The organism is Bacillus silvicola (assembly GCF_050524305.1).
GTDB lineage: Bacteria > Bacillota > Bacilli > Bacillales > Bacillaceae_G > Bacillus_A > Bacillus_A cereus_AT.
Map to the genome: position 1 here is coordinate 1,705,960 of NZ_JBNGVC010000013.1, position 14,511 is coordinate 1,720,470.

The following is a 14,511-nucleotide window of genomic DNA, read 5'->3' on the forward strand; positions in this document are numbered from 1 at the left end:
GACACACCAACATGGCGAAGCAACTGCCAGATATCGGCGATTATAAATATGGTTTCAAAGACAAAGACGTTTCGATTTTCCGTGCTGGACGCGGTTTAACAAAAGAAATCGTAGAAGAGATTTCACGTATGAAAGAAGAACCACAGTGGATGTTAGACTTCCGTTTAAAATCACTGGATAAGTTCTATGAAATGCCAATGCCACAATGGGGCGGCGACTTAAACGACTTAGATTTCGATGAAATTACGTACTACGTAAAACCATCTGAGAAATCTGAGAAGTCTTGGGATGAAGTACCTGAGGAAATTAAGGCTACATTTGATAAATTAGGTATTCCTGAAGCTGAGCAAAAATATTTAGCTGGTGTATCTGCACAGTACGAATCTGAAGTTGTATACCACAACATGAAAGAAGACCTAGAGGCTCTAGGAATCGTCTTCAAAGATACAGATAGCGCATTAAAAGAGAACGAAGATATTTTCCGTGAGCATTTCGGAAAAGTAATCCCACCAACAGACAACAAATTCTCTGCATTAAACTCTGCAGTTTGGTCTGGTGGATCATTCATCTACGTTCCAAAAGGTATTAAAGTTGATACACCACTTCAAGCGTATTTCCGTATTAACTCTGAAAATATGGGACAATTCGAGCGTACGCTTATCATCGTAGACGAAGGCGCACACGTACACTACGTAGAAGGTTGTACAGCACCTGTTTACACGACTAACTCACTTCATAGTGCGGTAGTAGAAATCATCATTAAGAAAGATGCATATTGCCGTTATACAACAATCCAAAACTGGGCGAACAACGTATATAACCTAGTTACAAAACGTGCGGTTTGTGAAGAAAACGCAACGATGGAATGGATTGACGGTAACATCGGATCTAAATTAACGATGAAATACCCAGCAGTTATCTTAAAAGGCGAAGGCGCTCGTGGTTTAACATTATCTATCGCGATTGCTGGTAAAGGCCAACACCAAGATGCTGGTGCGAAAATGATTCACTTAGCACCAAACACGTCTTCAACAATCGTTTCTAAATCGATTGCGAAGCATGGTGGTAAAGTAACTTACCGTGGTATCGTACAATTCGGACCAAAAGCGAAAAACTCTCGCTCTAACATCGAGTGTGACACGTTAATCATGGATAACCAATCTACATCTGATACAATTCCTTACAACGAAATCAAAAACGATTACGTTTCACTTGAGCACGAAGCGAAAGTATCGAAAGTATCAGAAGAACAATTATTCTACCTAATGAGCCGTGGTATTTCTGAGCAAGAAGCTACAGAAATGATCGTAATGGGCTTCATCGAGCCATTCACTCGCGAACTTCCAATGGAATACGCAGTTGAAATGAACCGCCTAATCAAGTTTGAGATGGAAGGTTCGATAGGGTAATGAGATTATAAGTGTATCAACGGCTAATTGTAAATCGTTATTTTTATGATACCGATATGATACCAATTAGTCGTCGAATACGCTCATAGCTTTTTGTTTCCGTTCAATATATAAATGTCCATAAGTATCAGCGGTTTCTTTGATATTTTCGTGACGCATTAATTCTTTAACAAGATAAATGTCTACACCTTTATTGATAAGATAAGCTGCATAACTGTGACGTAATGAATGAATACGTAATTCAGGAAACACTTCTTTATATTTCTTATGATAGTGGCTATAGTGGTATGGAGTAATGCCACCAAATACAAAATAATTTTCATCGAATCCGTATGTTTTTTCAGCGGATTCTTTTTTTATTTCATCCAAAATTTCTACTAATAATTTAGGGATTGGAACAATCGCTTCACTTGCAGTTGTTTTTACTGATGTTAAAACCTTCTCATTTAAGCTCCAAGATTTATTAATGTTAATTTGATGTTTAGCCACATCAATATCACTCCACTTTACAGCAAGTGCTTCTCCTACACGTAATCCTGTATAGAACATGAGAATAGTTAACTCTTTATAGTAATGCATATTAATTTTTTGTACGCGTTTATCAAAATCTTCTCTTTTAATAAAATCAATTCGTTTTTTTCCTCTAGGCATAGTTGGTACTTGCAGTGTTGGATCATACCGAAGGTTATAGAATCTCTTAGCATGATTCATTAATACTTTGAAATTGCTATAAACTGTTCTTGCACTTTCAGGAGAATTTAATGTACTGCTTAAATGCTTTTGGAATTCCAAAACTTGTTGGGTATTAATATCTTTAACTTTAATGTGACCAAAACGTGGTTTGATGTGTAGATCATACTCATTAGTACGACGACGAATAGTCTTAGGTTTGTAAGTTTTGAAAGTAATATTATGTTCAAATACTTCGCCAAAGGTCACTTCATCTGTGAATGCATCTTTAATACTTGCAACAAATTCAGCTTCAGCCAGAATAGCATCTCCACGTTTTTTAAAACCTCTTTTTAATTTTTGTTTATTTCTACCGTACATATCTTTATATCTAACTTTAAAATACCAAGTTTTTCTCTCTTTATCTTTATAAACAGGCATTAAGATTACTCCTTTTGTAGATATTTAAGAGCAGCAAATGTATATAGATTTGCTGCTCCTTCTGTATAACTCTTTTGCGCAAAAGAATTACAAATCTTGAGTAAATCTGATTGCTTTTCCGATGATCTTAGCTGGGTTATTTTCATCTATAATCATTGGATTGTGCGCTGGATTATCTGGCATAAGCATAATGATATTCCCTTGCCTTTTAATTCTTTTTAAGGTGGCTTCTGTATCTCCATTCACAAGAACAGCAGCTATTTCACCAGATTCTACGTCCGCCTGTTCACGAATCATTACATAAGCACCATTAGGTATTGTCGGTTCCATTGAATCGCCTTTAGCCTTAAGATATACCAATTTTCCACTTGGAAGGTCAGTTGCTTCAAATCGATATTCGTCGTAATTTTGTTCTGCTAGTACAGGAGAACCACAAGCAATTTCACCTAAGACTGGAATTCTAACACTTATTGGTGGACGTTCACCTGTATAATTTTGTTCCGCTTCTGTTAAATCGGATCGAGTAATTTGGAAGTAATCAGCCAACATTTGAATTTTATCTGGTCTAGGATAAGTTTTGGCTTGCATCCAATTAGAAAAAGTAGTTTCTGGTATATTTAGCTCGTTAGCTAAATCTGTTTGAGAAATTCCGTTACGATTTAAATATTTTTTTAAGTTATTCGAAAAAATTTTTTTTAAATTTTTAGTGTCCATGTTCTTGCGCTCACCTCACTTTCTAATACCACAATACCGAAAAACGGTAGAAATGTAAATAGTAAAACTACTTTTTAAAGGAATGTATTTGTATTATTTCCGTTGACAATTCGGTAAAACGGTAGTAAATTAAAATCAGAACTTGTCGAAAGGAGTTGAAAAATATGTTTCAAATTACATTAGCTGCAGCGAGGGTGAATGCTGGATTTAAACAAGAACCAGCAGCCCAAAAGATTGGTGTCACTGCAAAAACACTTAGTAATTATGAACGGGGAATTACTGCTATTCCTGGTCCGGTTTTGAAAAAAGCATCTTTAGTATATGACATACCTTCAGATATGATTCGTTTACCGCAAGTAGATGATGATATTTATGATGATGATTTTTTTTTGAAACATAATACCGTTTAAAGGTATTGGGATTGGAGGTGTTGAATAATGGATAAAAAACTGTTCTACAATTCAAAAGATGTTCAGTCAATGTTGGGACTTGGGTGTATAAGAACCGCTCAAATAAGAATTAAAGCTCTGAATGATGAGCTTAAAGCAAAAGGGTATTGGGTGGAGCGTGGAAAAGTACCAGTTTCCTTTTTCCATGAAAAGTACCCATATGTTGAACGAGGAGGAGGTAAATCTGCATGAACGGAGTATTATCCGCAAGTAAATTAATGAATTTTTAGATGGTTTCTTGATAAATTTCACGATGAATTGTAGGTATGTCCAAAATACAAGAAACAAAATATTTAATCACGCATCATCGAGGATAAAATGTAAACGCTTACTAACGTGAGACGAAAGAGAAAGCAAAATTGAAAATGGTTGAAGGAATATTTTTTACTTAATATGTCGAAAAATGCGGTAGATAATTGTCGGATATCAGTGATTTTTGTTTGAGAATATGCGAGTTTGCGAAAAACATTCAACTTTGTATTTCATCAATAAATTTTAGGAGGTTTTATCATGGCGAGACAAACTATTGTAGATGTAACAGGACAAAAAGTAGTTGCGGTAGAACAACAGCTAGTAAATTTTAATGGTGCAGAAATCATGGCAGTGAAAGCAAATGATGAAAAAATTTATGTTGGCGTTAAGTGGGTATGCAAGGGAATTGGACTGTCAGATGATCAAATGCGGAATGAACGTAAGAAGATTCAATCGGATTTAGTCTTAAGGAGTGGCGGGTCAAAGTTAACCCTCCCTACAAATAGTGGACTTCAAGAAGTTTTATGTATTGAACTTAATTATCTTCCATTATGGTTAGCTAAAATTTCAATTACACCGAATATGCGATTGAATCAACCTGAACTCACGCAAAATTTAATTACGTATCAGTTAAAAGTTAAGGATGTATTAGCGGATGCATTTCTTAAGAAGGAAGCTAAACCTAAACAATCTAAACCACGCAAAAAGTCAGTCAATCTCGTATTCCGCCAAGAAATGGATATGGCAAGAACACTAGCAAGCATAGCGGGTGTAAAAGAAGGTATCGCTTATGCCGTAGCTATCGAGCGTGCAGAAAAGAAAACGGGGGAGGACTTCACAGCGTATAAACAATTGTTACCTACTGCTATACACGAAACAGGATTTCTGAATCCAACTCAAATAGGTAAGCAGATCGGATTGAAAGCACCAGCTGTAAATCAACTACTCCTTGAAAAAGGATTACAAGTCAAAGAGGATAAAGAATGGCACTTAACTGATGAAGGAAAGAAATACGGGGAGGAAATGCCGTTTACACGAAATGGGCAGGGCATAGCGGGTATCAAATTAGATGGAATGAAAGTGTGGTAGATGTATTGAAAGGTAAGTGTGACTAAATCCACAACTTATTAACAGGTTATCCACAAAATCCACATGAAGTAGAAAAATGTAAATGAGAGTGTGGAGGTTTGAACGGGGTGCAAAAATGAATGAAGTGATGAACTTATCAACTGATATCAACGTAATTACAGCAGAGATAAAAAGTTATCAACAAATTGCAGGTCAATCGATATTTGAGATTGGAAAACGATTAAAGTATGTGAAAGAAAAGAATTTAGTGCATGGTGAATGGGAAAAATGGTTACAATCTGTTGATGTTGTCCCACAAACAGCTAGGAAATTAATACAAGCATATGACCAATTTGCAAAGCACGCGACGTCGAGCGTTTTACCGACAGGAAAAATATTTGAAATGTTATCTCTACCACAAGAAATAAATCGTCAACAATTCATCGAAGAACCGCACACGATTCCCTCCACAGGAGAAGAGAAGACAGTTAATGAAATGACTGTTCGTGAACTAAGGGAAGTCAAAAAGTCACTTAAAGAAAAGGACAAGCTCCTTCAACAAGCCGAAGAAAAAGCGAAGCTTGCCCAAAAAGAAGCCACACAAGCCCGTAAATCCGAAAAACTTACACGTAAGCAAATCGAAGAGTTAGAACAACAAGAACCGCAGATTGTGGAACGGGAAGTTGTGAAAGAGGTACAAATCGAGTCCGAAGAACATATTAACATTATAAATGAATTCAGGGATAAAAATGCAGAACTCAAGGATACAGCGGATTTCTATAAGCAAAAGGCGGATGCGCTGTTGAAAAATCCAGAGGATTTAAGAGAAGAAGAGTCCTCGTTGAATTATCTAGCAAACACCAATGTACACACAATCATTGCTCATATAGATAGTTTCATTCAAGACGTATCCATATCAGCTTTAATGCGTGGTTCTATCGCCAATGCAAACGACGCTACTAAAGAAAACTTACGTCAACGTATACAGGCGATGCGAGAGTTAACAAATGATTTAGAAATTGCTATGACAGGTAGAAAAATTAATTAATGGAGGAATGAATGTGGAGAACGTTAGAAACTTACCAATCACAATGGATGAAAATGGAGACCTTATTATCAAACGTGGAGAGAATGGAGAAGCAGTAAGGCATTTGATGAGAATGTGTGAAGTGTTTACGCAGAATTACACGCTGGATACAGAAAATACGAAAAAAGAGTTGCGTAAAAACAGTCATATCATAGGCGAGCTTGGCGAGGTAGTAGGAATCCAAACGGAAAAGGTTGCAGGTTTAGACCAAACAGTTGGAAGTTTTGATAATCGATTAACGGAAACCCAGATATCTAATGTGGCTTCTAAAATCATTCGAGACCAACTACAACAAGAACGCCATGCAAAGGCAAAACACTTTGTAGAAAATACGGTTCAACTGAAGTTTGAGGCGATAGAAGGGACAAAATTTGATCTAGAACAAGCGGTTCGAGAGTTAATCAAAAAGGATGCTACAAGGGTGATGCGTCAGATTACATCTTATATGCAGCGACAGTTAGGACTGAAATCGATAGATGACATTCCGAATTGTTTCGTAGAGAAGCATAAGCAATTGCTGAAAGAACTCACGTGGAAACAGTTAGAGCCTGTTTATAGTCTTATCTTTTTATTAAAATAGCGAGAAATCCTAGGACAACCATTTGTTTACTTGTTTCTAGTTTTCTCTCTACATTTTTGAACAATCGTCTGTATTTTTCTAACCAAGCAAATGAGCGCTCTACGATCCATCTTTTAGGGATCACTTGAAATTGATGCAATTCGGACCGCTGGGCAACTTGTACTTCAGCATTCAATAGCTTTTGAATTTCTTTTTGAAACTTTTCTCCTGTGTACCCACCATCCGTGAGGATGGCTTCTATGGTTTCTTTCAATTCAGGATATTGCTCGTACATTTCGAGTGCGCCTTTTCGATCTGTGACATTGGCAGTGGTAACATGGATTGCATGGGGAAATCCAAGAATATCTACACTGATATGTCGTTTAATACCAGAAACTTTCTTACCACCATCATAACCTTTTTGTTCAGCCGTATCTGCATTCTTAACACTTTGGGCATCGACAATATTAAAGCTAGAGCTTTTGGGGCGATTCACTGCTTCCCTTATTTGCCCAACAATTTTTTTAATAAGGTCTCTAATAGACTACTACCTTCGGCATTGGATTTACTCCATTTTGCATAGTAGCGGTAAACATTTTGCCATTTGGGATAATCTTTTGGTAAAGCACGCCACTGGCAGCCTGTACTCAGAACATAGAGTAGTGCATTGAACACATCATAAAGGTCATACTTTCGCGGACTTGTGCGTTTGCTAAACGTTTCTAGTTCCTCACGAATGATCTCGAATTTTTCACGGCTGATATCACTTGGATAAGACATACACTCATCTCCTGTTTTTGCATACATCCTAACATATTTATAAGACTATAAACAGGCTCTTAGCTGCTTTCATGAAAAAAGAGAGTCGTTAGGATGATGGAGGAAAGCACAATATCATTAATGATCGTAGCGGCAACAATTTGTACAGTCATGTCACTTGCATGTTTATTAGATAAACCAATTAAAAAGTTTTTGGAAAAGTAATGAAAGGAAGGTCAAAGAAAATGACACCTGAAGAGTTGTTCGAAGAAAAACAGCATCTAGTATTCGCAGCGATTAAACAAAGGTTTGGAAGTATAGCAAGAGCCACACAAATTGCAGAAATGAACAATATGGAGCTAGACGATTTAATTCAAGTAGGTCGTATGCATGTATGGGCGTGTTGTGTGAAATATGATGCAGAGAGAGCGAAAACATTCAATGCATATGTCATGAAAGGTATGAAATGGGCAATGAGTGATGAGCTTCACATGAAAGGAACGCCTTTTAAGGTAAGTAGAAAAGTGAGTCATGAGGAAAGAAACAAAATCAATCTGCATTCGATCGATTTGCATCGAGATGAGGAATCAGTAAATGAATTTTACGCAGTGTCTCCTAGTAATGTGGAAGAAGACATCATGTCATCCATTGAATTTGAAGAAGTAACGAGTGTGCTGGAAGAAAAAGAAAAATCAATCATTTTGCATATTGGCGAGGGATATACCACAAGAGAAATTGCAATGAAATTTGAGATGGGGAAATCCACAGTGAATAAAAAGAAGAATGAAGCATTTTTAAAAATCAATCCAGATTATAAATCGATGAAACAAAAATCATTTTTCTTAGGTAAAAGGACATTAAAAAACCACCTGCGCCAACAGGTGATCTAATTTAAAAAAATTCAAAGTTAGTATAGCACGAAAATCAAGAATGTAAAGGAGGGGCTAAAATGAATGAACAATTGGGAGTGAAAACTGCATATGTAGTGATGGTGGGGAATTTATTTATAGGTAATGAAACGCCATTAGTGATTTCTAAACATGTGAAAGGTGCGAAAGAATTTCCATACGACTTAGCAAAGAAAACTGCTGCTGATTTTGATGGCGTAGTAGTAAGAAAAACTGTGGAATATGAAGTGGTAATCAATAGATAACAGGGAGGGATTTAACATAATTGAAAATGCAATGGTTATAGGGAATCCACATGATTCAATGATAAATAACGTGATGGACTACTGTCAAAGTTGTGGGAAAGAAATATATTTCGGTGAAGAATATTATGATTTTGACGGTGATTCCATACACGACGAAACAGAATGTATCACAACATATGTAGAGTCACATTCTAAAAAGAAGATTGCAGGTGAGTGAAGTGAACGTACAACAAAAGATTGAAAATGAAATGCAAATCATCATGAATATAATAGAACGCTATAAACAAAGCGAAGTTCCAGGTGCAGCTTCCATCATTGTTGCTTATGAATATGGGCTACAAGCGTTGATGGCTGTGTATGAAGTAAGTAAACAAGAAGAGATGATACCGTTTTGAACGCTGCAATTGAAGAATTAGAACAGGCATTAACTGTCATGAATAGAAAGTTGCGTGAACATAAGGGTGAATTAGAAAGGTTAATAGAAAAGAAGCCAATCGTTGAAAAAAATATTCGGGACACGGAAAGCAAAATTCAAGATTTTGAAGCTTCCATTTTTGTTTTGAAAAGCATGGTCAGGGGGTGATTCTATGTTTCAAGTGACAGAAGCGCAACGTGAAAAGATGAAAGCGGTCATTGGCTTTATTGGTTGTAGTGGATCAGGCAAAACAGGTAGTGCATTGCTCACAGCCTGCGGAATGATGCAAGAAGCTTATCCTGATTTATCAGAAGAAGAATTGTGGAAGAAGATAGGTGTCATCGATACTGAACACAATCGCTCTAAATTACATGTTGGTCTTGTGTATGGTGAAACGAAAATTGGAAGCTTCCTTCATGTGGATTTTCCACCTCCCTATACAACAGAACGATACAATGCAGCTGTTGGTGTCATGAAACAGGCAGGAGCGGAAGTCATCATCATAGATTCCCTATCTCATAATTGGCAAGGTGAAGGCGGTATTGTAGAAACTCACGGTCAGATGTCAGGTAACTCATTTCAAAATTGGGGTAAATTATCTTCTGAAACGAACAACTTAATCAAAACATTAACTCAGAATGACGTTCATATTCTAACAACTCTTAGAACAAAGACTGAGTATGTGGTAGAAGCGGATGCAAACGGAAGAATGGCTCCACGTAAAGTTGGTACTAAGCCTGTACAAAAAGATGAAATGGAGTATGAGTTTATGCTGAATTTTGTCATCGATATTGACCATGTGGCTGATACATCTAAGGATAATACGCAACTGTTTGAAGGAAGTCCACAGAAGATTACAGCTGATGTAGGGCGCAAATTATACCAATGGCTGGAATTAGGGATTGATGTGAAAGCTGAGGAAGAATCAAGACGGACGAGCCTAATTAATCAAGTAATGGAAATGGTGAATGGGAATCCAGAAATGCAAATGAAGGTACAAGAATTTGAAATGAAAGCAAATAGGAAACTTGAAAACTTCACGATTAGGTTAGCTCAACTAGCTCTAGATAGATTAAAAGATTTAAAAACTAAGGAGGAAAAATAAATGTTTACAGTAGACCCAACGCAAGCAAAAGGATTTGACCAAGTAAAGCCAGGTGAGTATGAAGTAACGGTGGTGAAATATGATCAGACAACATCACAAAATGGGAACCCACGCATTATCGTTGATTACGAGATTCGCAGTGATGTAGCACAACCGCATCAAGGGCAACAAATACGTTTCGATAACTTCGTTGTAACAGAGAATTCAATGTGGAGATTACATGCATATAAGTCCTCTTTAAAAAATCGACATGTCTGCACGTTGAATACGACTGAGGATTGCCTCAGGATTTTTATCAATAGATTCTATAAATTGATAGATTGAATCCATCAAATGATCCATCGTTTCATGATAACAATTTGCTAATACATTTTCTTTCATTACCTTCCATACACGTTCAATCATATTTAAGTTCGGGGAATATGGAGGTAAAAACAGCAAAGTCAGACGGCGGTTATTTTCTCGCAAAAAAGATTTCAATAGCTTAGCATGATGATACCTTGCGTTATCTAACACAAGCACAACGTGCTTATTTTTATATTCTTTTAACACATATGTTAAAAATTGCTGAAACGTTTCAGCATTACAGCACTCTGCTTTTGTACAGAGAAATTTACCAGTGATTGCATCAATCGTACCGAATAAAGACGTTGAAATACGCTTTCCTAACACTGCAATTTTCTTTTGTTTCCCTTTTGCAAACCATGTAGCATGAACGGTTTGACTATCTCTAAAGTGACATTCATCTTGATATAAGAGTACAGTATTTTCATCAATTAAGTTTTTTTTATCATATCTAATTGTTTTTGAAACTGTATTTGTTTTTCTTTATTCGCTTTTTTCAATACATAAGTAGCATTTGTATAGGAAAAATTCATCCGATGTAACATTTTACGGATGCCTTCACGCGACATACAAATAGCAAATTTCTCTTTGATGACGTATTGGATATTGCGTGTATTCCAGAAAGCTTCTTGACCGAATTGCAACTCCGCTGGAGTTGTATTTAAAATGAGTTGCTTCAATTCTCCCTGTTGTTGCTTAGTTAAATACGGCTTTTTACCTGGGATTTGTTTGCGAGTAAGTAATCCTTCTAGTGCATGTTCTTTGAATTTTTTCACATAACGAGCAACGCTTTGACGATGCATACCAAGTATGGCCGCTACGTCCACCATTGTATATCCTTCCATTACCATTCGAACAGCTGTAATACGTCGTTGACGAGAAGTTTGTTTTTCTTTTTTCTCTAATTTTCGTAAATCTGATATTGTTAAAGGTTGTGATTTTTGTATTTTATGTGGCATAGCGTATCTTTCTCCCCTTATGCTTTTTACAAACATTATCGGGTATCCGGAAACGATTTATACATGATGATATTTTATAGTGGACTTATACAGTATCTACAGCGGTAGGATTGGCTGGTATGCATTTTAGAAGCTATAAAGAATGGGCAGATATATTAATGAATAAGTCGTTAAAAGTAGTAGTTGGCGATCGTGAATACAACGGGAAGACGTACCCACAAGTAACTGGATTTAAACCGTCAGAAGTTGTACCACCTCAAAGTATCCAGGTCTCCGATTCAGACGTGCCGTTTTGAGAATAAATCGAATGCAGGTAGGAGAGAGTTCATGTGGTTCTCTCTCTAGCCTGTTATGTAATCAGTGTGGGAGGGTGAGAATGTGCCGCATAAAATGCCAAGTTATACAAAACGCATCCAGGAAGTACTTCCGCATGCAAAAATTATTCAGTTAATTGGATATGCAAATGGAAATAGAGAGTATCAAAAAGCGAAATGTGCAGTGGGAAAGTGGCAAACAACAGGAACATTACAAGACGAACGAATTCACGCATGGATACAAAAAGGTGGATGGATTGGCGTTAGAATTCCAGAAGGAAGAGTTGTCGTTGATATCGATGATAAAACAGAAGGTGCCTTATTACGTGAGCTTCTAGACGGGGAGCACATTCATCATCATGCCATGCAAACACCAAATGGTTGGCAGTTTATTTTTTGTAGTGAAACAGAACAGTCACGTGCACAAGGGCAATACCAAAAGTATGTGAATCGATTAGGGCTTACACAGGATACACGGGCTGCGGAGAAAGGTTATATTGTTTTTCCAACTGAAAATACAGAGGGGCGTTATTTGGTTACGCAAAGCTTAAAAGGAGTGGATGAACTGCCCTCTTTTTTATATAAGGCTTGGAATGGTGCGAAAACCCCTTCACCAATGGCATATCCGTATGAAGGAAGCGGATCGCGTGACGGTGATTTTTATGATATGGCGAGAAGGTTATTGACATGTGGTGTGAGTAAGCAAGATGTATTAGGAAGCTTACAACTCGCTTATCAATATTTTGTACCGCACAAGAAAGACTTCCCTTTCCAAACCGTACAGGAGAAAGTGGAATCTGCTTATAGAAAGGTCAGTGAGGGGGGAAATACGGCGCCTAATGATATAAAAACCCCTGAATCCTATGTGAAAGGTAGTAGCAAAAATACAGTGATTCCGAAGCCGTTTAAAGTAGGGACAAATGCTACACTTTTTGAGGAAAAAGAGGATAAGGATGGAAATGTAATCACGAAACTCGTTTCGCGTAAAACGCCCTATATAACCAAGGAATTTCATAACATAGAACGTTCACAAGTGTTGTATGAAATCGAATGGAAGGAACAAAACGGGGCCGTGAAAGAAGTCATACCAGCTTCCACGATTGCGATTAGGAAAGAATTATTAGAATTAAGCGATAGGGGCTTTTCTGTTCATGATAATAATGTGAAACAAATCATTACGTACTTTGACCAGTATTTAGTGATGAATGATATAGGCCAATATCGAGCAGTAGAACGTTTAGGACATGTCAAGGATAGTTTTATTCATCCATCTGTAACAAAAGATGTTGAAATCATGGCGATTGATTATGGTGAGAAACAACTATTGGAAGCATTTGAAGTGAAAGGGACCGGCGAAAGTTGGAAACAAGAAGTGTTTGCACGTATCAAACAGAATCCGAAGGCAGTCTTTTTCATACTTGCTAGTTTTGCGAGTGTTATTATTCAAGACTTGCGTCTACAGCCCTTCATTGTTGATTTAAGTGGTACAACCTCACAAGGGAAAACGACGACACTCAAAGCGGCTGCCAGTGTATGGGGAAATGAAAGGTTGATGAGCGAATGGAATGCCACAAAAGTATCGATTGAAAGAAAAGCGGCTTATTTAAATAGTTTCCCTTTACTGCTAGATGACACACGAAAGGCCAATGAACGCATATTAAAAGATATCATTTATCAATTTAGCGGAGGGCGCTCCAAGGGGCGTGGTTCTCTAAAAGGAAGTCAGAGGGAATTCACGTGGCACAACATTCTCCTCAGCACAGGTGAAGTATCTTTAAATGAATATGCGAAGAATCAAGGGGGAGCGGCTGCTCGTATTATTCCTCTTATTGATGAACCGCTTGGGAAGAATCACGGAAATATTATGAGCCTTCATGAAGGGATGGAAAAAAATTATGGAGCGATTGGGATTGCATTCTTGCAAGTATGGCTCGCAAATAAGAAGACCTTGCTCTCGGAGTACCCTACATTCAGGAAATATTATGTAGAGAAAGCAAAAGGGAATGAAGTGCTAACGAGACTTGCGGGATACTATGCAGCCGTTCACTTCACTGGGAGCATATTGAAGGAAAAACTACGACTGGATGTGGATTTACAAGCAATATCTGATTTGTTTGATGAAATCGTCAAGGAAAATAAAGCAATAGACAAGCCGATGCAGTTTTTAGAGGAAATCCTTACTGATTTGGATAGTAGTAGACAGGATATCTTTTACACGTGGGAACCAACGCTGAATAAGGCTATTTATAAAAAAGATCAGCTATATTTCATGCCAGCCTTCATCTCTCGATTCTTAGGTGTAGAAGAGAAACCGACCCGTCGAGAGTGGTTAAAGCGTGGGATAACGGTAGGGAAGAAAGAGAAAGGAACATATGTAGATTATGTTGCGATTAAACAAAAGGGAAAAACGTATCGGGCGATACCCGTTAATATGGATTATGTAAAAAAATTAGGGTTTGATTTTGAAGAAATACCGGGAAAATATGTTCAAGGATAACAACTTGTAACCTTCATAAATGCAGTCATATCAATGGTTTTGAAGTAATGGGGTTACAAAGGTTACAAGGGAAAATACAAGCTTGTAACCTCATTCATCCCTAGAGCCACAAGGTATAGAAGGGTAAGGGTTACAAAAGTTACAAGTATAATACATATATACGTATGGAAAATGTTTTATCATTAAAAAGTTTTTCTTACATTATATATAGTGTTTTTTTTTCGGAAAAGCTGTAACTTTTGTAATCGATGAGCCTCAATCCCTTGGGAGAGTAAGGATGAAGAGGGTTACAAGTTAGTGGAATTGCTTGTAACCT

General features: G+C 37.2%; 18 protein-coding genes and 1 pseudogene. 14 read left to right on the forward strand and 5 right to left on the reverse strand.

Features of this window, described 5'->3' with window-relative positions:
* Positions 1-11 precede the first annotated feature (11 nt).
* Positions 12-1,409 (forward strand): Fe-S cluster assembly protein SufB, encoded by a 1,398-nt coding sequence (sufB, locus tag ACP6L7_RS30885; RefSeq protein ID WP_001118829.1) that lies wholly within the window; start codon positions 12-14, stop codon positions 1,407-1,409.
* A gap of 66 nt (positions 1,410-1,475) precedes the next feature.
* Here the strand turns inward: sufB and ACP6L7_RS30890 are convergent, their stop codons facing one another.
* Together ACP6L7_RS30890 and ACP6L7_RS30895 are read right to left on the reverse strand one after the other, a co-directional pair.
* Positions 1,476-2,519, reverse strand: a complete 1,044-nt coding sequence (locus ACP6L7_RS30890) for a site-specific integrase (RefSeq protein ID WP_430529629.1) — start codon at positions 2,517-2,519, stop codon at positions 1,476-1,478.
* 87 nt (positions 2,520-2,606) lie between these two features.
* Positions 2,607-3,233, reverse strand: a complete 627-nt coding sequence (locus tag ACP6L7_RS30895) for a LexA family protein (protein WP_430529630.1) — start codon at positions 3,231-3,233, stop codon at positions 2,607-2,609.
* A gap of 164 nt (positions 3,234-3,397) precedes the next feature.
* Between ACP6L7_RS30895 and ACP6L7_RS30900 the strand changes: the two genes are divergently transcribed.
* The 5 genes from ACP6L7_RS30900 to ACP6L7_RS30920 all read left to right on the forward strand — a co-directional run bounded on the left by ACP6L7_RS30900 (position 3,398) and on the right by ACP6L7_RS30920 (position 6,669).
* Entirely contained in the window at positions 3,398-3,643 is a 246-nt protein-coding gene (locus ACP6L7_RS30900; protein WP_430529631.1) for a helix-turn-helix domain-containing protein, read from the forward strand.
* Positions 3,644-3,670: 27 nt separating this feature from the next.
* Positions 3,671-3,874 (forward strand): hypothetical protein, encoded by a 204-nt coding sequence (locus ACP6L7_RS30905; protein ID WP_430529632.1) that lies wholly within the window; start codon positions 3,671-3,673, stop codon positions 3,872-3,874.
* 318 nt (positions 3,875-4,192) lie between these two features.
* On the forward strand, positions 4,193-5,023 hold the full coding sequence (locus ACP6L7_RS30910) for a phage antirepressor N-terminal domain-containing protein (RefSeq protein WP_430529633.1): 831 nt from the start codon (positions 4,193-4,195) through the stop codon (positions 5,021-5,023).
* Between the two features lie 115 nt (positions 5,024-5,138).
* Positions 5,139-6,050 (forward strand): DUF3102 domain-containing protein, encoded by a 912-nt coding sequence (locus ACP6L7_RS30915; RefSeq protein WP_430529634.1) that lies wholly within the window; start codon positions 5,139-5,141, stop codon positions 6,048-6,050.
* A 13-nt stretch (positions 6,051-6,063) separates the two neighbouring features.
* Positions 6,064-6,669 (forward strand): hypothetical protein, encoded by a 606-nt coding sequence (locus tag ACP6L7_RS30920; protein ID WP_430529635.1) that lies wholly within the window; start codon positions 6,064-6,066, stop codon positions 6,667-6,669.
* Here the strand turns inward: ACP6L7_RS30920 and ACP6L7_RS30925 are convergent.
* A protein-coding gene (locus ACP6L7_RS30925) for an IS5 family transposase (RefSeq protein ID WP_430529356.1) occupies positions 6,650-7,428 on the reverse strand; the annotation gives its coding sequence in 2 pieces (ribosomal slippage) (positions 6,650-7,167 and positions 7,167-7,428; 780 coding nt in all). The genes ACP6L7_RS30920 and ACP6L7_RS30925 overlap by 20 nt on opposite strands.
* 224 nt (positions 7,429-7,652) lie before the next feature.
* Between ACP6L7_RS30925 and ACP6L7_RS30930 the strand changes: the two genes are divergently transcribed.
* The 6 genes from ACP6L7_RS30930 to ACP6L7_RS30955 all read left to right on the forward strand — a co-directional run bounded on the left by ACP6L7_RS30930 (position 7,653) and on the right by ACP6L7_RS30955 (position 10,404).
* Positions 7,653-8,297 (forward strand): sigma-70 family RNA polymerase sigma factor, encoded by a 645-nt coding sequence (locus ACP6L7_RS30930; protein WP_430529636.1) that lies wholly within the window; start codon positions 7,653-7,655, stop codon positions 8,295-8,297.
* 59 nt (positions 8,298-8,356) lie between these two features.
* On the forward strand, positions 8,357-8,560 hold the full coding sequence (locus ACP6L7_RS30935; RefSeq protein WP_430529637.1) for a hypothetical protein: 204 nt from the start codon (positions 8,357-8,359) through the stop codon (positions 8,558-8,560).
* Positions 8,561-8,778: 218 nt separating this feature from the next.
* Complete coding sequence (locus ACP6L7_RS30940; protein WP_430529638.1) at positions 8,779-8,955, forward strand: hypothetical protein; 177 nt, start codon at positions 8,779-8,781, stop codon at positions 8,953-8,955.
* Entirely contained in the window at positions 8,952-9,143 is a 192-nt protein-coding gene (locus ACP6L7_RS30945; protein WP_430529639.1) for a hypothetical protein, read from the forward strand. Before ACP6L7_RS30940 ends, ACP6L7_RS30945 begins: the two co-directional genes overlap by 4 nt.
* A gap of 4 nt (positions 9,144-9,147) precedes the next feature.
* Positions 9,148-10,080, forward strand: a complete 933-nt coding sequence (locus ACP6L7_RS30950; RefSeq protein ID WP_430529640.1) for a DEAD/DEAH box helicase family protein — start codon at positions 9,148-9,150, stop codon at positions 10,078-10,080.
* Positions 10,081-10,404, forward strand: a complete 324-nt coding sequence (locus tag ACP6L7_RS30955) for a DUF669 domain-containing protein (RefSeq protein ID WP_430529641.1) — start codon at positions 10,081-10,083, stop codon at positions 10,402-10,404. It abuts the gene before it with no gap.
* Here ACP6L7_RS30955 and ACP6L7_RS30960 read toward each other — a convergent pair.
* The gene (locus ACP6L7_RS30960; RefSeq protein WP_137059045.1) at positions 10,318-10,881 is read right to left on the reverse strand and encodes an IS630 family transposase; all 564 of its coding nucleotides are present in this window, start codon (positions 10,879-10,881) and stop codon (positions 10,318-10,320) included. The two genes, ACP6L7_RS30955 and ACP6L7_RS30960, sit on opposite strands and share 87 nt — an antisense overlap.
* Complete coding sequence (locus ACP6L7_RS30965) at positions 10,857-11,384, reverse strand: helix-turn-helix domain-containing protein (RefSeq protein WP_430529346.1); 528 nt, start codon at positions 11,382-11,384, stop codon at positions 10,857-10,859. Before ACP6L7_RS30965 ends, ACP6L7_RS30960 begins: the two co-directional genes overlap by 25 nt.
* A gap of 95 nt (positions 11,385-11,479) precedes the next feature.
* On the opposite strand from ACP6L7_RS30965, the pseudogene ACP6L7_RS30970 reads away from it, so the two are divergent.
* Both ACP6L7_RS30970 and ACP6L7_RS30975 read left to right on the forward strand, forming a co-directional pair.
* Positions 11,480-11,680 (forward strand): annotated as a pseudogene (locus tag ACP6L7_RS30970) (DUF669 domain-containing protein); the annotation flags it as partial.
* A gap of 94 nt (positions 11,681-11,774) precedes the next feature.
* Positions 11,775-14,195, forward strand: a complete 2,421-nt coding sequence (locus ACP6L7_RS30975) for a DUF927 domain-containing protein (protein ID WP_430529650.1) — start codon at positions 11,775-11,777, stop codon at positions 14,193-14,195.
* Positions 14,196-14,511 lie beyond the last annotated feature (316 nt).